Genomic DNA, 21991 nt, shown 5'->3' with positions numbered 1-21991 from the left:
CGTGTGCCTCCAGGCGCGACTAGGCATATTGCCCTATGGAAATATCATTCAAAAAGGTCTAGGATCGTCGTCCGCTTGGCGGCGCGGCACCCATCTGCACGCCGCCGACCTTTTCACCATTCCCTCCGTATTGAGACAGCCATGAAGTTTTTATCCAACCTGACCATCGGCACACGCCTCGCCACAGGCTTTGGCGCCATCGGCGCCATGCTGATCATCATCTCTTGCCTGGGCATCGCCATGCTGGGCAAGATCAACCAGGGCACCGGCCATATCGTGCATGACAGCATGCCGAAGATCGAGCTCGCCAACAGCGTGTCGGCCAACATCAACGACATCGCCATCGCGCTGCGCAACATGATGCTCAGCGCCGATCCGGCCGACCAGCGCAAGCAAACGGACGCCATCCTGGCCGCGCGCCAGGCGGCGGCCGGCAATCTCGGCAAGCTCGCCCGCATGCTCGATTCCGACCGCGAACGCGCCTTGCTGGCCAAGATGAACGACGCCAACACGCGCTATGCGCAGGGGCAGGAAGCCTTGCTTGAACTGATCCGTAGCGGCACGCCGGACGACAGCAGCGCCTACCTGTACGGCCAGCTGCGCCCCGTATTGCTCGTCTACAAACAATTGATTGCTGAACAGATCAGCTTGCAAAATACCCTGGCCAACACGGCGGGCGACAACGCGAATGCCACCTATGCCAACACGCGTACCTTGCTGATCGGCATGTCGCTGGCGGCGCTGGCCATCGCGGCGGCGTTGGCGTATGGCATCACGCGCTCGATCACCGGCCCCGTCACCACGGCGCTGCAGGTGGCCAACACGGTGGCCGCTGGCGATTTGCGCAGCCAGATCACCGTGCAATCGAGCGATGAAATGGGGCAACTGTTGCAGGCGCTCAAGCGCATGAACGACAACCTGGCGCAAACGGTGGGCACGGTGCGCGCCGGCACGGAAACGATCGCCTCGGCCTCGTCCGAAGTGGCGGCGGGCAGCCTGGACCTGTCTGCGCGCACGGAGCAGCAAGCCAGCTCGCTGGAAGAGACCGCGTCGTCGATGGAAGAGCTGACCTCGACCGTCAAGCAAAATGCCGACAATGCGCGCCAGGCGCACGTGCTGGCCGACACGGCTTCCGGCGTGGCGCAGCGCGGCGGCGCCGTCATCGCGCAAGTGGTGGCGACCATGCGGCAAATCGACGCCTCGTCGAACAAGATCGCCGACATCATCGGCGTCATCGACGGCATCGCCTTCCAGACCAACATTCTGGCCTTGAACGCGGCCGTGGAAGCGGCGCGCGCGGGCGAACAGGGCCGCGGCTTTGCCGTCGTGGCCACGGAAGTGCGCAGCCTGGCGCACCGCTCGGCCGCCGCGGCCAAGGAAATCAAGACCCTGATCGACGACTCGACCCAAACCGTGGCGGCCGGCAGCGAGCTCGTGCACCAAGCGGGCGACACCATGAGCGACCTGGTCGACAGCGTGCGCCGCGTCACCGACATCATGGAAGAGATCACGTCCGCCAGCGCGGAGCAGACGGCCGGCATCGAGCAAATCAACCAGGCCATCAGCGAAATGGACAATGTCACCCAGCAAAACGCAGCCCTGGTGGAAGAATCGGCGGCCGCGGCGGCCGCCATGCAGGAGCAGGCGGCTACCCTGGCGCAGGTGGTGAGCGCCTTCAAGCTGGAAGCCGGCGCGCCGGCAAGCAAGCCGGCAATCGCCGCGACAACCGTACCGCGCCAGCAAGCCGTCGCCCTGCGCATGCCGGCCGCCAGCAAAGCTGCACCGGCAGCAACGGCGTCATCCGGCTGGGAAGAGTTCTAAGACAGCAACGCCACAGGTGCCTCTCGGCGCCTGTGGCGTCATGCAGCATGGGCTGCTTCCTGTTACGCGACCTGATCCATGTCAATCAACAATCCAGTTTGACACGGCGCGGCTAGGCCGAGAGTTCTCTGCGGATGATGTCCGCGCCGGCACTGAGCGCATGCAACTTGCCTCTGGCTACGCGACGCGACAAGGGCGCCATGCCGCAGTTGGTGCTCGGGTAGAGTTTGTCGGCATCGACAAACCGCAGCGCCTTGCGCAGGGTGTCGGCCACTTCTTCCGGCGTTTCAATGGCATTGTTGGCCACGTCGATGGCCCCGACCATCACTTTTTTGCCGCGGATGAGTTCAATCAGGTCGATGGGCACACGCGAGTTGTGGCATTCCAGCGAGATGATGTCGATATTCGATTGCTGCAGCTTGGGGAACGATTCCTCATATTGACGCCATTCGGAGCCCAGCGTATTTTTCCAGTCCGTATTGGCCTTGATGCCGTAACCATAGCAAATATGCACGGCCGTTTCGCATTTGAGCCCTTCGATCGCCCGCTCCAGGGTGGCAATCCCCCAGTCATTGACTTCATCAAAGAAAACATTGAATGCCGGTTCGTCAAACTGGATGATGTCGACGCCGGCCGCCTCCAGTTCCCTGGCTTCCTGATTGAGGATCTTGGCGAATTCCCAGGCCAGTTTTTCGCGGCTCTTGTAGTGGCTGTCATACAGCGTATCGATCATCGTCATCGGGCCTGGCAGCGCCCATTTGATCGGCTGCGTGGTTTGCTGGCGTAAAAACCTGGCGTCGTCGACAAACACCGGTTTCGGACGGCTTACGGCGCCAACGACGGTCGGCACGCTCGCATCGTAGCGGTCGCGGATTCTGACGGTCTCGCGTTTGTCAAAATCGACGCCGCTCAGATGCTCGATAAACGTGGTGACGAAATGCTGGCGCGTTTGCTCGCCATCACTGACGATATCGATGCCGGCATACTGTTGCTCCTGCAGCGACAAACGCAAGGCATCCTGTTTGCCCTCGATTAATTCCTCGTCCTGTAATTTCCAGGGCGACCACAGCTTTTCAGGCTGCGCCAGCCAGGAAGGTTTGGGCAAGCTGCCGGCAGTTGAAGTAGGCAATAATTTTTTCATGATGATTGATGTCGTGTATTTGATTAATCAGAGAGCGTAATTGGCAGCCCATTGTTCCAGAATATGCTTGTACGGCTTGATGAAATGCTCTTCCGTATATTTTCCCTGCTTGACGGCCAGCTGGCTGCGCTCTTCGCGGTCATAGACAATTTGCGTCAGCGAATAATCCTGATTCTTCAGGCTAGGCTGATAAACTTTTCCCGCCGCTGAATTGGCATTGTAGATTTCGGGCCGATAAATCTTTTGAAACGTTTCCATCGTGCTGATGGTGCCGATCAGCTCAAGATTGCTGTAGTCGCCCAGCAGGTCGCCGATAAAATAGAAAGCCAGGGGCGCGGCACTGTTTGGCGGCATGAAATAGCGAACTTGCATCCCCATTTTTTCGAAATATTCATCCGTCGACGAAAATTCATTTTGTTGATACTCGACGCCCAGGATGGGGTGCTGATTTTCAGTGCGCTGGTAGGTCTTGCTGCTCGAGGCGCTGATGCAGATCACGGGCGCCTTGTTGAAGTGTTCCTTGTAAGTATTTGACCCGACAAAGTGCTTGAACAGCTTGCCATGAAAATCGCCGAAATCCTCCGGTGCGCTGAATGCAGATTGATTGTTGTTGTGCTCTGGCAGCAACACGCTGAAGTCGTAATCGCGGACGTAAGAGGAAAAGTTATTTCCTGCAATGCCGGCGATGCGTTCGCCGGTTTTTTTGTCGATGATGGTCGGCTTTAATATCTCGATCAAGGGGATATTGCCGCCTTTGACATCAATATTCAATTCGACGGAAATGATTTCAAGCTCGACAGAGTAGCGGTCCGCCTTCGGGTTATCCCAATGCGCCAGGCTGTTGAAGCGGCTGTCGATCATTTTCAGGGTATTGCGCAAGTTCTCCTGGCGGCTCGTTCCCCTGGCCAAATTGGCAAAGTTGGTCGTCAGGCGCGTATTGTCCGATGGATGATAGTTTTCATCGAAAATAATGCTTTTAATGCTGAATGCAAAATCTTTGCTCATGGTGATCTGGTGTCCTGAATTCTGCGAAAGGATGAATGGGGTAATTGCTTGGTGACCGTGGCGATGCGTATCAGGCTGCGACCACCTCTTCAGCGGTGACCGGGCTCGCATGGCGCGTCAATGCGATCAATGGCAATGCCCGTTGCACGGCCAGCGCGGCCCGCTGGATCAGGGCCTCGTCCTGCACGCGGTAGTCGGCGAAATCCTTGTCGGTGGCATACACGCCCAGCGGCAATGTGCGCGCCTGGAAAAAGCTGAACAGCGGACGCAACTGGTGGTCGATCATCAGGGCATGGCGCTCGCTGCCGCCCGTCGCCGCCAGCAGGATGGGCTTGTCGATCAGGGCATCCTGATGAATGAAGTCGAAGAAATGCTTGAACAGTCCCGTGTAGGAACCGCGGTAGACCGGCGTTGTCACCACCAGGATGTCGGCTTGCTCGACGGCAACAAGGTCCCGCTCCACCGCCTCGGGCAGGTGGGAGCGCCAGACCGCGCCGGCCAGCTGTGGTGCGAGCTGGCCCAGTTCGACCAGGCGTTGTTCGCACAGCACTTCCTCGGCGATCAGGTCCATCAGGTGCTCGGCCAGGGCGGCCGCCTTGGAAGGGCGTTGCAGCCCGCCGGAAACCGCGACTAAACGAAGTGGACGTGTCATGTTTGCTTTCATGTGAATGGATGCGCCAGGGCCGTAAAAGTGCAGGCAACAAGGGGATCGATGATAGCGGCGGGAATCGATGAAGTATAATGGTCTTATTTCATACATCCATGAACATGGCTCATCTCAATGCTTGAACGCATCCACCTCAGCATCGTCCAGCAGGTCGAGAAACAAGGGTCGCTGACGGCCGCCGCAGGCGTGCTGCACCTGACCCAGTCGGCCCTGAGCCACAGCATGAAGAAGCTGGAGCAGCAACTGGGCACCGACGTCTGGCTGCGCGAAGGGCGCAACCTGCGCCTGACGCAGGCCGGCCAGTATCTGCTGGCGGTGGCGAACCGGGTGCTGCCGCAACTGGACCTGGCCGAAGAACGCCTGGGCCAGTTCGCGCAGGGCGAGCGCGGCGCGCTGCGCATCGGCATGGAATGCCACCCTTGCTACCAGTGGCTGCTGAAGGTGGTGTCGCCGTATCTGACCGCATGGCCCGACGTGGATGTGGACGTCAAGCAGAAGTTCCAGTTCGGCGGAATCGGCGCGCTCTTCGGCTACGAGATCGACTTGCTCGTCACGCCCGACCCGCTGTACAAGCCGGGACTGACGTTCGAACCCGTGTTCGACTACGAGCAGGTGCTCGTCGTGGCCAAGGGCCATGCGCTGGCGGCGGCGGCCTATGTGCAGCCTCAGCAACTGACGCAGGAAGTGCTGATCAGCTACCCCGTGGACATCGAACGCCTGGATATCTATAACCAGTTCCTCTTGCCGGCCGGTGTCACACCCAAGCGCCACAAAGCCATCGAAACCACCGACATCATGCTGCAGATGGTGGCCAGCGGCCGCGGCGTGGCCGCCCTGCCGCGCTGGCTGGTCGAGGAGTACGCAGCCAAGATGGACGTGGTGCCTGTGCGGCTGGGCGAGCGCGGCATCGCCAAGCAGATTTTCCTGGGAGCACGCGAGACGGACACCGCCATCGACTACGTGCGCGCCTTCATCGCACTGGCGCGCCAGCCTGCCAGCGCCAGTGCGCAGTGACCGCAGCGACGCCATGGGTCATCTCTTGATGCATCCCGCTCAGCTCGGGTCCGCCGGCAACATCACGCACGCCTATTCCCTGGAAGTCAGTGCCAAGGACATGCCGGCGTTGAGCGCGGCGGCGCCGCGGATAGCGCCCGCGTCCACCATTGCCATTCCCTACCTGCCGCGCGAGGACGACGCCGCGCGGCTGGCCGCGGCCCGCACCGTGCGCACGCTCGGCTTCGAACCCATGCCGCACCTGTCCGCGCGTCGTATTGCCTCGTTCGCCGAGTTTGAGTCATTCATCCAGCGCGCCGTCGCCGAAGCGGGCGTCGAGCGCTGCTTCGTGATCGCCGGCGATCCATCCACCGCGATGGGGCCGTTTTCCGACAGTGCCGCGCTGATCGACACAGGCGTGTTCGAGCGCGCGGGCATGAAGGTGATCGGCGTGGGTGGTCACCCGGAAGGCCATCCGGTCATGAACAAGGCCGAGCAGTGGGATGTGCTCGAACGCAAGTGCCGCAGCATCGCGCAGCGCGGCATGACGCCCTTGACCGTCACGCAATTTGCGTTTGATGCCGACATCGTGTTGACGTGGCTCAAAGCGCTGCGCGCGCGCGGCATTGAGCATCCCGTGCGCGTGGGCGTGCCGGGTCCCGCCAGCATCGCGGTGCTGGCCCGTTATGCCGCAGTGTGCGGCGTGAGCGCCTGCGCATCGATGTGGTCCAAGTACGGCGTATCCATCGGCAAGCTGTTCGGCACGGCGGGGCCGGACCTGTTTGTCGAGCGCCTGGCCGCCGGGCTGACAGCGGCACACGGCGAGGTCAGCCTGCATTTCTTTCCCTTCGGCGGCATCGCACAATCCGTCAAGTGGATCGAGCAGTACCGTTCCCACAACGGCCCAGGCCCTTGAGCATCCGGTGTGACGAGCGCCTCTCTGGCAGCACCACGCCGCCAGATGTGGACAATTAAAACGGTTTGACAACGCAGTTCCTTATAAATCAAACATTTAATGAAACGCCGCAGCTAAAATTTTTTTAATACGGTTCGACAAAAACTTATAACTGCCGCCGGTACTACCGGATCGGTGATAAAACGGATTAACAAGAACTTTTCGTCCGACCAGACTCACCTCATCCATTTCAACGGCGACATGTTCCTCGACCTTTACAGTTCCGCCGGAGAATAGCCTGACGTGATCCTAGTAGCCGTGGATTCTGCGTCCGTCACGCTGGCGCACGTTTTTCCGTTTGGCAGAAAGCTACAACTTCATTACATTCCAAATTGCGAGGTCGATACCGGCTTGTTGTGTAGCGGCATCATTTGCCGAAGGATGGCCTCCTTGCGTTCGGCTGGATACTGATTCACTGCATGTCTTTGTTCCGCCCCCGGATGGATTAAGTGATTCAAGTGACGCGACATCTATGCTGACACAGGGGGGATGACCAAAAACACCGGACCACCCAGCTGTGAGATTCCCATATCCTCGGTATGGCACCACAATCAGTCTTGCTGGATCTCCTTCATCTTGGCATTAAAAGTCCGGGGATTCATGCCCAGAAGCTCTGCAGCCTTCGTGCCGCTGCTAGTGGCTTTTTGGGCTGCCACTAGCAGTCGCCGCTCCCATTCTGCAACCAAGTCCGGACCTGCCAGCACCCTGCCTTTGTCTCGCATTTCGCCCAGGTAGCTTGTACAACGAGAGATGGTGGGTAGCTCATCCTGCAGTGACACGGGCGATCGAGCGCTTTGTTCATCCTCGGCCAGCTCTTCCTTTCTTAGAATTTCCAATTCTGAATTGACCAGTTCGCGGCTAATCGACAGCAGACGCCCTTCCTGCAAACCACCCACCAGTAGGCGTCTGGCCAGCCGTTCCAGATCCCGGAAATTGCCCTCCAGCCGCATGGACCGGAGCGCTCGAGCGATATAGTGCTGGTGCGGACGGAACTGTTCGATGTAGTCCCTGATGAGTGGGGCGCTGCTGTCGCTCTTGACCACCAGCTCCGGATCGCGCTCCACCAGTTGTTCACAGGCGCGGCGTACCACGGATTTCCATATGTTTTCCAGATCCTCGCGACAATCGCGCAAGTCTGGCAACTCGATGACCAGTTCCGAGATACGGTCGAGGAAATCCGGCGCTAGGACCTCCCGCAGCGCGCCGCGCGACTTATTGGTGGCGGCAATAAGCCGGAAGTTAGACTTGATGATTTCCTCACCGCCTATCTTGCGGAAGCTGCCGTTGCGTTGCAGCGCGAGCAGCAGGGCGCCCTGCGCCTGTGGGTCCATCCAGTGGATCTCGTCCAGAAACACGCAATCACCTTGGGCCAGCTGCAGCAAGCCGTTGCTGTCCTTGCTGGCGGTGCTGTGGGAACCCTTGGCATAGCCGAACAGGCTGCTGCGCAGTATCGTCGGATCGCCACGGAACTCGGCACAGTTCATCTGGTAGTGCCACTCCTTTACGGGCTTCATCTTCCACTCAAGATAGTTCTGGCGCAGGCTTTCGGCGATATGGGTCTTGCCGGATCCGCGGCTGCCGATAATCAATACTGGAAACGGCACTTTACCGTAGCGTTGCACCAGCCCGGCGACCTTTCGCAGGCTTTCCGATTGAGCATTAGCGATGCTCCATTCTTCACAGGCAGTATCATCTTCGCCGCTCCTTGCTAGTTCGGCAAGCAGGTTCCAGTGAACTTCCTGCAGGACCTCCCCAGTTTGCCTCTTATCCCTTGGAATGCCCTGATAGGCGCGGACATTGTCGCCCAATATCCGAGCCTGCAACGCGACCAGCATCACCGTCTGCGCCGCCGGCGTGCCAGGGCTGAGATTGACGATGATCTGCGCCTTTGGATGGGTGCGTCTAATCTTCGCAAGCGCCGGCGCGGTAAAGCGGAACAATTCCTGATGGTTAGTCGGTGCGACGTCCGTGTCCCAGTAGACCAGCTCCACTTCGGGGCCTTTCTGCTGGCCTATCTCTCGCATCAGCTCCTTGGCCACGTCCACCTCAGATGGTTGGAAGTCCCGTCCGCCAGCCTCGGGCGTGCGCCGGCGGCGCACCAGCAAATAGTGTTTCTTAATCTGGCCGGCCACAGGAGAGCCCAGATTCAGCAGGAACTCCAGTGTTGGACCGGCTTCACGCTCGTTGTTTTGATAGCTATAGTAGCCGTCCCTTTCACGGCGGTAGGGATCGTTATTGAACGATACCCACGATACGCTGATTTTTTCAGGGTTCATGATCGTTGTCCTTTGCTTTTGCGTACCTGTTGCTGCGCGGGTGGATGGGACACGCGTATCTTCAGCATGCTGTCCGCCAGCCAGCCCTTGCTACGGGCGATGCCATTGCCGTTGGCGTGCTGCAGGCGCAGCACGTCGATGTGGCGATTGGCAGTATCCACCTTAATGTGCATCACCAGCCCGTCGGCGCTGCGTAGCATCTGCTGGCCAGGCGCTTCCATCAGTTCAACGGGGTGGTGCCTCAGTGAGGCGATCAGCGGTCCGATAGCCGTCTTCGGGGGAAGCCGCAGCTCCCAGTCGCCGGATAAGGCCGTCGGGAACCCCGCGTCAGCCAGCTGACGTACCGACGGTGCGCTCACTGCCACATGCGTGCGGCGTTGCATGACGTTGCGGGTCCAGCGGCCGACCGCCGTCGCCACGCCGCTGTCTTCCACCACCACTCCAACCTCGATGCCGTCATGCCAACCATGCTTAGCGTCCAGGTTGCCGGTCCACAACAGCACGGTCTGCCCATCCGCGACGATGGACTTGGTATGCGTGCGGCGATGGCCATGGATGTGCACCTGATTCGGCGCGAGCTCGAGCAGCCAGGCCAAGCAGGCACGCTGCGCTTCGATGTGGTTCCGTGGCTGCACCAGCAGGTCGATACGAACGCCACGCGCCAACGCGCGTTGCAACACTACGCCCACTGGATGATATTCCATCCCCATGAAACTGTAGGTGGCAATCGCTAGGTGGCTGCGGGCGCGGTCGATTACTTCGACGGCGGCATCCAGTAGCGAGGTTTCGTGTTGGCGCAGGGTAGTCACACAGCGGCTCTCGCCGGCGCTGGTCAGCGTGCGCCACGGCACGATGGGCGGAACCGGCAGCGAGTGCACATCCAGGCTGGCGCCAGGTAGCGATTCAAGGGTGGTCAGCTGCTGCCAGATGTAGGCGAAAAGGCGACCGAACTCGCGCGCGGTCACTGGCTGGTGGATGGCCAGGCCGTCTTCGGGATTGATCTCGTAGGCTTCCTTGGTTGAATTCGCGGAGGTGACGATGGCGCAGGTGTCATCGACAACGCAGAACTTAGCGTGGCAGTCTTCGGCGCTGCGCAGCCAAGCGCCGGCATGCGACAGCCGCCGCAGGTGCTCTTCGTGACGTTTGGCGCGTTCCTGCAGTTTTGCGGTCTGCGCGTCAATCTCGTCGTCCAGCTCGAGCACTTCGGCGCGCAGGTGCTTTTCTAGCGCCGTGAGGATGTAGACTCCTCCATGCAGGCGCTCCGCCGCTTCGCACAGCGCCTGTACGATGTCCTCGTCGGCAAACAGAAAGCTGCAGAACAGCACCTTCTCGCTGGCCGCCCGGATATGCGCGATCAGCCGATTGCGAATGTGCGCGGACTGGCTGAGGTCGTCGGTGGAAACATGCACGATGTCGAGACGTCCCGTGTCCTGCGCGTAGTAGCCGACTGCCGGTTCCGGCGATTTGGCGGGCATAAACAGCACACCTTTTACGCGCTGCTGGCCCAGCTCGATAATGGGGGCGGCGGCCGGTTGTGACGCTTGTTTGATGTCTTCAGTCATGTTTGTTCTTCTTTGGCTGCATAAGGAAAGACCAGATCACGCTGCAGGCGGCGCATGCAGAGCGCAGCGCGCAGTTCAATCTGAGACCATGCGTTCATCGCGGCTTCGTCGGCCGACGGCAGCTCGTGGTTGCATTCCCAATAGTCGGTAAGGAGGGCCGCAACTTCCACGCAAGTGCTGTCGAAGTTGCGCCGCAACGCAGCGTCACTTCGCAGAAGGAAAGCGTAAAAGGCCTGGCGCGCCGCCTCACCATCGGCAGGAACTGCGTGAATGCGCAGGACTGCCTGCCATTGGTCGAGCTGCACCGGCAGCAGGACATCGCACGGCCGGTCGCTTCCACTGATTAGGTTGGCTATGTGTTCACCACCGCATGGCAGCTCGTACGCGCCGTCGCCCCGCAGCCGGGTGGCTGCTGGGAGCGCCAGGGCGCTGCTGACGGCAGCCAGCAGTCCGGCCGAATATTGCGCCTGAGCGTTGATCAACCCGGCGGCATCAATCTGCTGACAGGCTCGCGTCTGCGTGCCGTGCCGCAGGAAGGTGCGCCAAACCAGTCCGCCGGACGTGGAGTGAAATGCCGCCAGCACCAGCGCCGCGGTCTTCTGTTGTTGTTTCTCGTTGCCGGGGCGGCTGACTTTCCGAACTTCCCACTGCGAACCCGGCACGATGCGCACCAACTGGCCCCTTAGGCCGCTCACGCTGGCGCCAATGCCGCAGGCTGTCATGCGCTCGTCTGCCGGCAAGGACAATGTGCTGTCCAAGGCACGTAGTGACGGCGGCACTTCTTCCGGCGGCAGCGGCAGCCGGCGCTGATACTGCGTATTGCGTTGCTGTTTTTCATCTTCGACCTTGATGAACAGCAGCGGCTCAGCCAGGAACACGAGCCGTGCCGGGCGCTCCCGCCGTTGCGGAAAGGCGCCGCGTTCCAGTGCTGTGTTGCCCAGGTCGCTCAACTGGCACAGCGGCGAGTCCGATGCCTGCGAGGTATGCAGTTTGCGCGCCTGCGTCGGCGCCGGTGCTACCTGCGTCGGCGCGTCGCCGGCGAGCGGCATGGACATCAAAAAATGCCTGAGGAAGGGCAGCATGCTCTCGTCGGCCTGCGCCGGCTCGGCTTGGAAGTGCTGCAACAGCTGGTCGCCCAGCAAACGGTGGACGGCGGCTTCCGAGACCGTGTCACCCAAACCCAGGTATTCATCGACCAGCGCCGGCGAAATCCGCCCCAGCGCACGCGCCAGCGCTAGGGTTGCCCAGTCAGCCGAGCGGAGCTTGCGCTCTTCCGCGCATTCCAGTGCCGCAAATTCGACTTCGTACAGCGGCACCTCCCGCGCCAAGATTGCGGTGGGCACGCCGGGGGCACCAGCGTGGTGCAGCGACGCCTCAATCGCGTGAAAGTCCAGTGCGCTCATTATTGGCCTCCCAATGCACGACCCCATTTCTTCTTCTGCTCGCTGCCCTCGTATAGGCGAACCAGCAGGTCCCCGGGATCGCGCCGGCGGCCGCCCTCCTGGCCGGCCAGCGTGGTCGAGTCTCCGATCACGATGCGTTTGTGGCGCGCGCGCGTGACCGCCACGTTCAGGCGGTTGAGATTGTCGACGTGGCCGCGGTTGCCGTTTGGGTTGCTGCGCGTCGTGCACAGGATCACCAAATCCTTCTCGCGCCCTTGGAAGCGGTCGACAATGCTGATGTGAATATCGATGGGAGCATTGTTTGCCGCCGGGCTATCCCATTGCCGGCGCCACGGGTCGCTGCCGCTGCGAAGGCGGCGGAAAATGGCCTGGCGAAGACTGCGTGCCTGTTCCAGATAAAAGCAGACTACGCCGATCTCGAACGTCGCGTCGGGACCGCGCCCGCGTTTGCGCAGGTCGCCGCGCCAGCTCTGGACTGCCCAAGAGGCGCAGGTGTCGACCAGTTCGATAGCAACATCGATTTCGAGCGGATTGGTGTAGTTGCCGCCTGTCCAGTTGGTGTCGCGCGGGTATTCATAGCGCCGCTTGGCCGGCTGATACGCGGTGTCGAGCCAGATCGATGGCGTCTGCAGACCGGGAATGTCCAGGCCCAGCTGATCGGTTGTGTCCGCCGGCGGGTAGTCGCCATCATAGACCAGCTCGGACGAAAACTCGGCCAATTGTGGTGCCATTCGGTGCTGGTAATTGAGCTTGACCACCCGGCTGGCGGGCAACTTGGTAAGGTGCTCAAACACACTCGGCAGTGCCAGCTTCTGCAGTTCTAGCATCTCGGCACCCAGACGCAGCGTGGCGTTCAACTTGCTGTGGCCGGCGCGGGATACCTCGGTACGCTTCAGTTCATTGCGCCATTTTTCCGGATCGGAGCCCAGCAGCACCAGTTCCTCGCGCTCCGCCTCGCCGATCTCAAAGGGCTGGCACAGCTCCTCCACCAAAGCGCGCCAGGCGCGTTCCCTGCGCACCGGATCGGGGTGCATGCGCTCGTCGAAATGCCGTCGCAGCCGGCTGCTCACTTCGCGTATCCATACGGGATTCGGCGCGGCCAGATCGGCCCGTTTCGCGCGTTCCGACGCCACCGCTTCCAGTTCGCCCAGGTCGACATACGGCGGCAGCTGGCGATGGTCGCCCACCAGTATCCATTTGCGCGCGCGGGCCGCCGGGACGAGGAAATCGGTGAGGGTCGCCTTGCTAGCTTCGTCCATAATCATTACGTCGAACACCGCTTCCACCTCGCGAAACTCGCGCGCCATGGCGATGCCGATCGGCGTGGCACACAGCAGATTGGCGTTGAGCAGCAGCATAACGCCGATTTCATCGTCGTCCTTGATGCGCTCGGCCCATTCGCGCTGCACCCGGGCCACGGGATCCTGCGCCAACTCATCGCCGGCGGCGCTGCGGAGCTTCTGCGATAGTCGGCGGACCAGGTCGCGGCTGCGGTTCTGCAGCAGGAAGCGCTGGGCTGGCACCTCGACATTTTCTACCGAACCCAGGCGGATCGCGGTAACACCGGGACGGTCACCCACGCCTTCCAGCACATTGTCCAGCGCAACATGGGTCGGCGCCACCAGCAGGATGCGCTTACCGGCCTTTACCAGCTCCTCGATAATGCCGCAAATGACGGTGGTCTTGCCGGTGCCCGGCGGCCCTTGGATGAGGGCGATATCGGGCGTGTTCAGTGCCAGCTCCCTCGCCTGCAGCTGACGCTGCGTCTGCGGGTCGCCGGACGGCAGGTCCGGCCGAGGTATTTCCTGCAGCCCGTCAGGGCGCGTGAGCGCCTCCAGCAGACGGCCATAGGCTTCATCCTTGCCCATCGCCATGGCGTCGAGCGCTTCGCGCATGCGCTTGAAGGCGTCGTCACCGGGCTTGACGCGCAGTTCGCCTTCTGCCAGCAACTCTTCGCTGTCGTCAATGAAGTCGGTCGATAGCACCTCGCCGTCATCTGAAATATCGTCGAAGGACAGCGTGTGTCTCTTGCCGTTGCTGGTCGGGATCTCAATCCGAGTGCCCGCGCGGGTGAAGGCGCGTGGCCACTCGTCCGTATCCAGGTTACGCAGACGCACTGGCGCGCGGTCGGCCAGTGCGTAGCGTGCGCGCGGCGCCGAAGACTCTGTGTAGTTACGCAGCGCTTCCAGGTAGCGGCGCACATTGCTGATGAAGTTGCGGTCCTTGTCCGATTCGCGCACAGCTTCGCGCGGATCGATGCATGCGCGCAAGCGGGTCTGCGCCGCCACCATCTGGCAGAAGCCCACCGCGTCAAAGCCATGCAGATTGCCTTCAGCGAAGCTGGTCACCAGCAGGCGCGCGACCGGCGGCGTTTTCAGGCGAAAGGCGCTGAACACGCGCAGGCTCAGGCCGTCGTGCGCGGGGCTGCAGGCAAACGCGATTTGGTTGGTTGCCAGCACCACGCAAAAATCATTCGGCGGCAACTTGCCCTCACTGGCTTGTACCAGCCCGAGGCTGGCGGGCTCGCGAAAAGCCGTCGCCTTGAATTTGCCGTCGGTGCCTTTGGTCTGGAACCAGGTCCAGACATCGCACTGGTTGAGCAACTCCACGGCAACCGTGAAGTTCAGCGCCGGGTCGATTTTCTTGATAAGTTCCGGCACTTTGGTCGAGCAGGTCAGGGGAATTGCGCCGTGCACTCGCAGGGTGTCGGAAAGCCCCAACCGCGTTTGCCCGGCAATGCGGGGTAGAGGGAGGTCTAGGCGTTCAGCCAAGCGTGCAATACGTTGAGTCAACATAACCAAGAATCGCTTTCGTTCAGGTGGATGAGTGAGCGTCTATATGCAATCGGCGTGCCAGGAGTCTCCCACCAAAAAAATCAATCACTTAGTATCTGACTACTTATTTGATGAGCATTATATAGCCAACTTTCGAGCAAATATTCGCTGCATTTTTTTATAAGAATAATTTTGCTCGTTTTCAGTATATTTATGCGTGAATTCGAACTTTCATCGGCGGTTGAGAAATATAACCATCTGATTTCATTAAGAAATTTATCTTGGCACGCTTTTCGCGGAGTGTTGGATACCACCAACTGAGATCAGGAATAGGGATGAATAGCAAAAATCACGGGAAAGTTCGGCAACAGCAGCGGGGTATCCCATCCGTAATTGTCGATCTGGTGCTGAGGTACGGCAGCCGCGAATACGACCACCGGGGCGGTGTCGTGAAGTACCTCGATCGCCGCGGCCGGAAGCTCGTTGAACAAAACATGGGGATTGATTTTGTGAAGCGCCACAGCAACCAGATGGGCGTCTATGTCGTGCAAAGCGTTACTGACGGCCGTGTGATTACCTGCGGCCATCGCTACGCCAAGATCCACCGGAACTAAGCTACCCAACCGGAGTAATTAATAATTAAGGAAACCAAGAACATCAAGAGGAAATTCCGTCTGCAAGGCGCCGAGAGGTAGCGGAAATGTTAGACGTCATGCCTGAACAAGCGCTGCGATGGCTTAAACGCCTCGAAGTTGACGGTGTCCTAACCTATGATGAGGGTAGAAATTTCCGAGTAGCCTCATCATCAACCTGAACACTGATTCGCACGCCAAGCTGACACCCAATGGCTTTTGAAGCCGGACACCGTTTCTGTCAGGTAGATAAAGGTTAGCTACGAAACTACGTTGATTTATAAAGCTATTCTTCGTATCAATACAATACGCCGAAATCTTCGACCTGCCCATCGCGCTTGGCATCCTACGACAAGGTATACACCGAAGCGGTGACGTTCCCGACATGGCGGCGCATCAGCGAAAACGCCGAGGTTACCATCCAGGCCACACATCGCCTGGTGATTTCCACGCTGGGTGGCAGTGTGGGCCCCATTCCTGGGAACCTCAACGGTACAGTCGTGGAATTCCCATCGTTTTATGCACTGGAAGGGTATCTAGCTACCATTTGCTCTAGGCTAAGCCCAATCACAAGAAGACATTTATCTCCCTTTTCAGGGTACCGAGCAGCGAAATGAACGTCACCGACACTGCGCCCTTCGCCCTGAGTGCGTTGGTGCGGCGCCTTGCCTGGGGCGCCGCATGTACGCCCCCACAGGTCGGGGGCGTTGAAACGACCAAACATCACACCTGCCATCTTGTTTCAGACTTTATTATTTTCATCAAAAGGCCGATATTGACATAAAAATCAATGTCAAACTGCTTTAGGTCATGTCGAACCGTATTGTCTGATGTTAGACCGTATTGTTTGGCGACATCGGAGAAGGGCGCCATCCGTCCTGCTTACTCCACCGTCACCGATTTGGCCAGATTGCGTGGCTTGTCCACATCTGTGCCGCGCGCCAGGGCCGTGTGGTAGGCCAGCAATTGCAGCGCGACCACGTGCAAGATCGGCGACAGGTCGCCGTAGTGCTCGGGCAGGCGGATCACGTGCAAGCCTTCGCCGGAGCTGATGCGGGAATCCACATCGGCGAAGACGTACAGCTGGCCGCCGCGGGCGCGCACTTCCTGCATGTTCGATTTCAGCTTTTCGATCAGGGCGTCGTTCGGCGCGATGGTGACGACCGGCATTTCATTCGTCACCAGGGCCAGCGGGCCGTGTTTCAGCTCGCCGGCCGGATACGCTTCGGCGTGGATATACGAAATTTCCTTCAGTTTCAAGGCGCCTTCCAGAGCGATCGGGTAGTGCATGCCGCGGCCCAGGAAGAGGGCGTTTTCCTTGCGGGCGAATTCTTCGGACCAGGCGATGATTTGCGGCTCCAGCGCCAGCACGGACGCGATGGCGACGGGCAAGTGACGCATGGCTTTCAGGTGCGCCGCTTCCTGTTCTTCGCTCAAACGGCCATTGACTTGCGCCAGGCACAGGGTCAGCAGGAACAGGCCGGCCAGCTGCGTCGTAAACGCCTTGGTCGAGGCCACGCCCACTTCCACGCCGGCGCGCGTGATGTAGGCCAAGGCGCATTCGCGCACCATGGCGCTGGTGGCCACGTTGCAGATGGTCAAGGTGTGCTGCATGCCCAGGCTGCGCGCATGTTTCAGGGCGGCCAGGGTGTCGGCCGTTTCGCCGCTTTGCGAAATGGTGACGACCAGCGTGTTCGGGTGCGGCACGCTGTCGCGGTAGCGGTATTCGCTGGCCACTTCCACGCTGACGGGCACCTTGGCGATGGCTTCGATCCAGTACTTGGCCGTCATGCCCGCATACGAGCTGGTGCCGCAGGCGAGGATCAGCACGCGGTCGATCTGCTTGAAGATGGCATAGGCGTCGTCGCCGAACAATTCCGGCATGATGCCCGTCACGCCTTCGAGCGTGTCGCCGATGGCGCGCGGCTGCTCAAAGATTTCCTTTTGCATGTAGTGGCGGTACGGACCCAGCTCGGCCGCGCCCGTGTGGGCGTGCACGGTCTTCACTTCGCGCTCGACGGGCTTGCCGTCGACGTCGACGATCCAGCAACGCGACAGTTGCAGGTCGACCACGTCGCCTTCTTCCAGGTAGATGATCTGGTCCGTCGTGCCGGCCAGCGCCATGGCGTCGGACGCGACAAAGTTTTCACCATTGCCCAGGCCGACGATCAGGGGCGAGCCCTGGCGCGCGGCGACCACGCGGTGCGGTTCGTCGCGGCAAAAGACGGCGATCGCATACGCGCCGTCCAGGCGTTTCACGGCCTGCTGCACGGTTTCGAACAGGTCGCCGTTGTACATGTGCTCGACCAGGTGGGCGATCACTTCCGTGTCCGTCTGGCTCTGGAAGACGTAACCCAAGGCCGTCAGTTCGGCGCGCAATTCATCGTGGTTTTCGATGATGCCGTTGTGCACCAGCGCCACGCGGGCGTTCTCTTCCGTTGGGGAAAAGTGCGGATGGGCATTGAAGGAGACAGGGGCGCCATGCGTGGCCCAGCGCGTGTGGGCGATGCCCGTAAAACCGCTCAAGCCTTCTTCCGCGATCTGCTTTTCCAATTCCGCCACGCGCGAGGTGGAGCGCGAACGCTGCAAGCGGCCATCCGCATGCAGGGCGATGCCGCAGGAATCGTAGCCGCGGTATTCCAGGCGCTTCAAGCCTTCGAGCAGGATGGGAGTGATATTACGTTGCGCTACCGCGCCGACGATGCCGCACATGGAAACCTCTGTCTAAAATTTAATCAATGCAAGCATGCTAATGCAGAGTGAATGAAATATGCTTTCTAAATCTGTGCATTTTTGACTGAATATTTCACAACCATTTTGTGATGAAATATTATTTCATTTAGAATCGATTTATTTTCCAATTCATCAAAACCATGAGCGATAGCAACATTACCCTCGACGAGATCGATCGTCGCATCCTGAACGCCTTGCAAATTGATGCATCGCAAACCAACAGTGAGCTGGCGCAAGCGGTGCACGTTTCGGCGCCCACCTGTTTGCGGCGGGTCAAGCATTTGCGGGAAAGCGGCGTCATCGAACGGCAAGTGGCCATCGTCGCGCCGCAACTGGTGGGCGCGCGTCTGACGGCCATCGTGGAAATCACGCTCGACGTGCAGGCGGCCGAACGCATGGCGGAATTCGAGCAGCTCGTGGCGCAGGAAGCGGCCGTGCTGCAATGCTACCGCGTCTCGCCCGGGCCCGACTTCGTGCTGATGGTGCAGGTGGCCGACATGCCCGCGTATCACGCGCTGGCGCACCGCCTGTTTGCCGTGCACGCGAATGTGCGCAACGTGAAAAGCTATTTTTCCACGTTCCGCAGCAAATTCGAGACGCGCATCGCCGTGTGATTTTTGACTTTCATTTATCCACTGCTTGCACACCGCTTGCCCACACACTTATACGGTGCTTTTCCACCGCTTACGCCGCACTTGCCCACAGGCTTATGCACAAGCATGATGCGGGCAAGCCATGGCAACAGAGCAAGGGATGCGCGGGGAAGCAGCGTCAGGCGGCCCGCGATGGCGCCGCACCGGCATGCAAAGAGTAGACAAGCTACTGCCAGGTTGACTTGTACACCGGCTGCACACAGCTTGCCAACAAGTTACTAGTCCAGTTATCGACAGGCTTATCCACAGCCTGTCCGCGGCGGCAGACGGGAAAACTCAGGGGCGCACTTCCGCTTCGGCAAAGAAGCGGTAGCCGGCGTTGCGGGCGGTATTGATGGGCAAGGCCAGACCCGCCGCCTGTTCGGCCTTGCGGCGCAAGCGGCTGATCTGAGTGTCCAGGCGGCGCTGGTCGTAGGTGAGAAAATCCTCGCCCAGCGATTGCACGATCTGCTGGCGGCTGACGATGCGTTCCGGCTCGGCCATCAGCACGTGCAGCACGGTGACGTCCTGTTGCGATAGCGCAATGGCGCCGCAGCCGGGCGGCAAGAGGCGGCGCGGTCCCAGTTCCAGCACCCAGGCCGTGGCGGGCGGCGGCGCGTCGGCGGGCAGCGCGCCCAAACGCCGGGCCAGCGCGCCCAGGGTGGCGGCCAGCTCATCGAGGTCGGCGCTCTTCGGCAGGTAATAGTCGGCACCACCGCCCAGTCCGTTGACCTTGTCCTGCGTGGCCCCGCGCGCCGTAAACACGACGATGCCGATGGGCTGCCCCTGCGCGCGCAAGGCGCGCACCAGCACCATGCCTTCGCCATCGGGCAAGCCCAGGTCGATGATGGCAATGCGGTGCACGGCCGGCGCGTAGCAGGCGTGGAAGGCGGCCAGGTCGGCCACGGCGCTGACGCGGTAGCCGCAATCGCCGAGAAACTCGGTCAACTCGTGGCGCAGCACGGCTTCGTCTTCAAGCAGGATGAGGTTCAACATGGCGCAAGGATAACCGATCGCCGTGGGGCCGGGAAGTTGTCTTTCTGACTCCCATGCTGGCCGTGGTAAGCTGCCTCGCCATGAAAATCCTGCTCGCCCTTTGCCTGTTCTTCACCGCCCTGTTCCCCCATGCCGCAGCTGCCGCGCCCCTGCCTGCGCCGCTGCTGCTGCCGGCCAGCGGGCAGCCCGTGTCCGCCAGCGGCCACCTGCAGATGCTGCGCGATGCCACGAGCCGGCTGGGGCCCGATGCGGCACTGGCGGCGCCAGGCTGGCGCACCTTGCCCGGCGCCGTCAGCGCCGGTTACACGCAGGACGCCGTCTGGCTGCGCCTGGACGTGACGCGCGCGGCAGGCTCCCCCGATGAATGGGTCGTGCGTTTCAGCAACGCCGTGCTCGACGACGTGCGGCTGTACCGCTGGGACGCGGCAGGCCACTGGGTCTTGCAGGAAGCGGGCGCCGACGTGGCGCGCGGCAACTGGCCCATCGATGCGCGCCAGGTGGTGTTTCCGCTGCGCCTGCAAGCCGACACGCCACAGCGCTGGCTGGTGCGCCTGCACAGCAAAAAAGCCATGTCGACGGAGCTGACCTTGCTGCCCAGCGATGCCTTCGACAACGCTTCGCGCCGCGAATACCTGTATTACGGCTTGCAGTTCGGCAGTTATTTGCTCTTGATCCTGTTCCATATCTTTTTCTGGCGCATGACGCGCGAAGCCCACAGCGGCTGGTATCTGCTGTACGTGCTGACGAATGCCACGACGGAAGCGCTGACGATCGCCATTCCCCAGCAAATCTTCACCATGCCGAACTGGCTGTCCGATCCCATGCTGGGCGTGTCGATGGCGATGTCCATCGCCGTCGGCGCGCGTTTTTCCACTTTGCAACTGGAACTGCCCGCCCTGTATCCCCGTTTCAGCCGCGTCGTGGTGGGTTTGACGGCCGCTGCCGCGCTGTGCGGGGCGCTGCTGGTGCTGCACGGCGACTATGCCGCCGGCGTGCTCGTCGTGCAAATGACGGCCTTGCCATTGATCGTGCTGTTCATCGCCCTGGCCAGCTGGCTGGCGCTGCGCGGGCATCGTCCGGCGCACGCTTTCCTGTTTATCTTCGGCATCTTTTACGCGGGCGTAGTGATCAGTTTCCTGCGCAATATGGCCATCGTGCCGCCGAACTTCTGGACCAACCATGCGGCCACCCTGGGCGCCTTCGTGCACATGATGCTGATGAGCCTGCGCCTCAACCGCCGCTACGCCGAATTACGCCGCGCCAAGGATCGGGCGCAAGCGGAGGCCGTCAGCGCCGTGCGCGCCCTGAATGAACGGCTGGAAGAGCAGGTGGCGCTGCGCACCGTGGCGCTGCGGCAGGAAATCGGCCGGCGCGCCGTGCTGGAAGGCGAATTGCGCGCCGCGCTGGAAGTGGAAACCCGCACCCGCGAAGAGCAGCAGGATTTCGTTGCCATGGTGTCGCATGAATTCCACACGCCTTTGGCCATCATCAATACCACGGCCCAGCAAATTGCCCGCAACACGGACGCGCCGCGGGAAAAAACCCTGCAGCGCTGCCAGAACTTGCGCGAAGCGAGCGGCCGCATGACGGCGCTGGTGGATGAATACCTGAGCGCCGACCGCATGGAAACGAGCGCGGCAACCTTCCGGCCCCTGCCATGCGACTTGCCCGCGCTGCTGACGGCCGTGCTGGCCGAATGGCCGCCGGGCCGCATCGAGGCCAGCGTCCAGGCGCTGCCCGCCAGCGCCGTGGTGGACGCCAGCCTGCTGCGCGTGGCCCTGCGCAACTTGCTCAGCAATGCCGACCGGCATGCGCCGCAAGCCCTGGCGATCCGCGTGCAGGCCGGCACGCTCGAGGACGGCCGCGTGCAGATCGCCGTCAGCAACGAAGGCGAGCCGCTGCCCGCCGATGAAATCCCGCGCCTGTTCCAGAAATACTTCCGTGGCCGCATCGCCCAGCACAAACCCGGCGCCGGGCTGGGCCTGTACCTGGTGCAGCGCATCGCCGAATTGCATGGCGGCCAAGTGATACTGGCCAGCGCCGGCAACAACGGCACCATCAGCTTCGCCCTGCGCCTGCCCGTCTGACGACCGCGCGCATTCCCGACTAAATCAGTCGGGAATCGCTCAGGTTTGCTCAATTTTAAATTTCCCCGTTCTGATATCTTTCCGTTCAGAAATCTTTGTAGCTTTTTATAACGTTTATATTTAAAAAAGCAACAAAAGCCGCAACGGACGCCGTCCACGCACAGCACAGGGAAAACATGTACCGCAACCAACTCGCCAGCCACCTCACCGGCCCCTCCTTGTTCGCGCCGCTTTCCTGACCCGTTCTTTCCCCATTTCCCGCTCGCGCCAGCCCGGCCAGGTCCGCAGGCGCGCGGGCGTCTCCCTATTCAAAT

General features: G+C 60.9%; 15 protein-coding genes. 6 read left to right on the top strand and 9 right to left on the bottom strand.

From position 1 onward, the window contains the following. Positions 1-141: 141 nt before the first annotated feature. Positions 142-1821, top strand: coding sequence for a methyl-accepting chemotaxis protein (locus OX460_RS20230; protein WP_289899709.1), 1680 nt, complete (start codon positions 142-144; stop codon positions 1819-1821). A gap of 112 nt (positions 1822-1933) precedes the next feature. Here the strand turns inward: OX460_RS20230 and OX460_RS20225 are convergent, their stop codons facing one another. From OX460_RS20225 to msuE, 3 genes are all read right to left on the bottom strand, one after another. Further along, entirely contained in the window at positions 1934-2962 is a 1029-nt protein-coding gene (locus OX460_RS20225) for a methionine synthase (protein ID WP_289899708.1), read from the bottom strand. A 27-nt stretch (positions 2963-2989) separates the two neighbouring features. After that, complete coding sequence (locus OX460_RS20220; RefSeq protein WP_289899707.1) at positions 2990-3967, bottom strand: DUF1852 domain-containing protein; 978 nt, start codon at positions 3965-3967, stop codon at positions 2990-2992. Between the two features lie 70 nt (positions 3968-4037). After that, on the bottom strand, positions 4038-4619 hold the full coding sequence (gene msuE / locus OX460_RS20215; protein WP_289899706.1) for an FMN reductase: 582 nt from the start codon (positions 4617-4619) through the stop codon (positions 4038-4040). 129 nt (positions 4620-4748) lie between these two features. Here msuE and OX460_RS20210 point away from each other — a divergent pair, with 129 nt between their 5' ends. Continuing rightward, positions 4749-5648 carry a LysR family transcriptional regulator gene (locus OX460_RS20210; RefSeq protein WP_289899705.1) on the top strand — a complete coding sequence of 300 codons (900 nt, stop codon included), beginning with the start codon at positions 4749-4751 and terminating at the stop codon, positions 5646-5648. A 13-nt stretch (positions 5649-5661) separates the two neighbouring features. Next, positions 5662-6543 (top strand): methylenetetrahydrofolate reductase, encoded by an 882-nt coding sequence (locus tag OX460_RS20205; protein WP_289899704.1) that lies wholly within the window; start codon positions 5662-5664, stop codon positions 6541-6543. Between the two features lie 590 nt (positions 6544-7133). Here the strand turns inward: OX460_RS20205 and OX460_RS20200 are convergent. From OX460_RS20200 to OX460_RS20185, 4 genes are read right to left on the bottom strand one after another with little or no spacing between them, the layout of a single operon-like run. After that, a complete protein-coding gene (locus OX460_RS20200) occupies positions 7134-8858 on the bottom strand; it encodes a sigma 54-interacting transcriptional regulator (RefSeq protein WP_070283019.1) in 1725 nt (574 codons plus the stop codon). Beyond that, the gene (locus tag OX460_RS20195) at positions 8855-10420 is read right to left on the bottom strand and encodes a phospholipase D-like domain-containing protein (RefSeq protein ID WP_289899703.1); all 1566 of its coding nucleotides are present in this window, start codon (positions 10418-10420) and stop codon (positions 8855-8857) included. The genes OX460_RS20200 and OX460_RS20195 overlap by 4 nt, the downstream gene beginning before the upstream one ends. After that, positions 10417-11823, bottom strand: coding sequence for a hypothetical protein (locus OX460_RS20190; RefSeq protein WP_289899702.1), 1407 nt, complete (start codon positions 11821-11823; stop codon positions 10417-10419). Before OX460_RS20190 ends, OX460_RS20195 begins: the two co-directional genes overlap by 4 nt. Further along, on the bottom strand, positions 11823-14543 hold the full coding sequence (locus OX460_RS20185; RefSeq protein WP_289899701.1) for an AAA domain-containing protein: 2721 nt from the start codon (positions 14541-14543) through the stop codon (positions 11823-11825). Before OX460_RS20185 ends, OX460_RS20190 begins: the two co-directional genes overlap by 1 nt. A 389-nt stretch (positions 14544-14932) precedes the next feature. Here OX460_RS20185 and OX460_RS20180 point away from each other — a divergent pair, with 389 nt between their 5' ends. Further along, a complete protein-coding gene (locus tag OX460_RS20180; protein WP_070283028.1) occupies positions 14933-15211 on the top strand; it encodes a hypothetical protein in 279 nt (92 codons plus the stop codon). A 900-nt stretch (positions 15212-16111) separates the two neighbouring features. Here OX460_RS20180 and glmS read toward each other — a convergent pair. Next, complete coding sequence (gene glmS, locus OX460_RS20175) at positions 16112-17941, bottom strand: glutamine--fructose-6-phosphate transaminase (isomerizing) (protein ID WP_289899700.1); 1830 nt, start codon at positions 17939-17941, stop codon at positions 16112-16114. Between the two features lie 161 nt (positions 17942-18102). On the opposite strand from glmS, the gene OX460_RS20170 reads away from it, so the two are divergent. Continuing rightward, positions 18103-18576: an Lrp/AsnC family transcriptional regulator gene (locus tag OX460_RS20170; protein WP_289899699.1), complete on the top strand. Its 474-nt coding sequence runs from the start codon at positions 18103-18105 to the stop codon at positions 18574-18576. Between the two features lie 315 nt (positions 18577-18891). Here the strand turns inward: OX460_RS20170 and OX460_RS20165 are convergent, their stop codons facing one another. Continuing rightward, positions 18892-19590, bottom strand: coding sequence for a response regulator transcription factor (locus OX460_RS20165; protein ID WP_289899698.1), 699 nt, complete (start codon positions 19588-19590; stop codon positions 18892-18894). An 80-nt stretch (positions 19591-19670) separates the two neighbouring features. On the opposite strand from OX460_RS20165, the gene OX460_RS20160 reads away from it, so the two are divergent. Next, positions 19671-21677, top strand: coding sequence for a sensor histidine kinase (locus tag OX460_RS20160; protein WP_289899697.1), 2007 nt, complete (start codon positions 19671-19673; stop codon positions 21675-21677). The last annotated feature ends 314 nt before the right edge of the window (positions 21678-21991 follow it).

The sequence above is a fragment of the Janthinobacterium sp. SUN033 genome (assembly GCF_030397595.1).
Classification (GTDB): Bacteria; Pseudomonadota; Gammaproteobacteria; order Burkholderiales; family Burkholderiaceae_D; genus Janthinobacterium; species Janthinobacterium kumbetense.
Note: the sequence above shows the minus strand (reverse complement) of the source record. Positions and strands in the feature narration are given on the sequence as shown.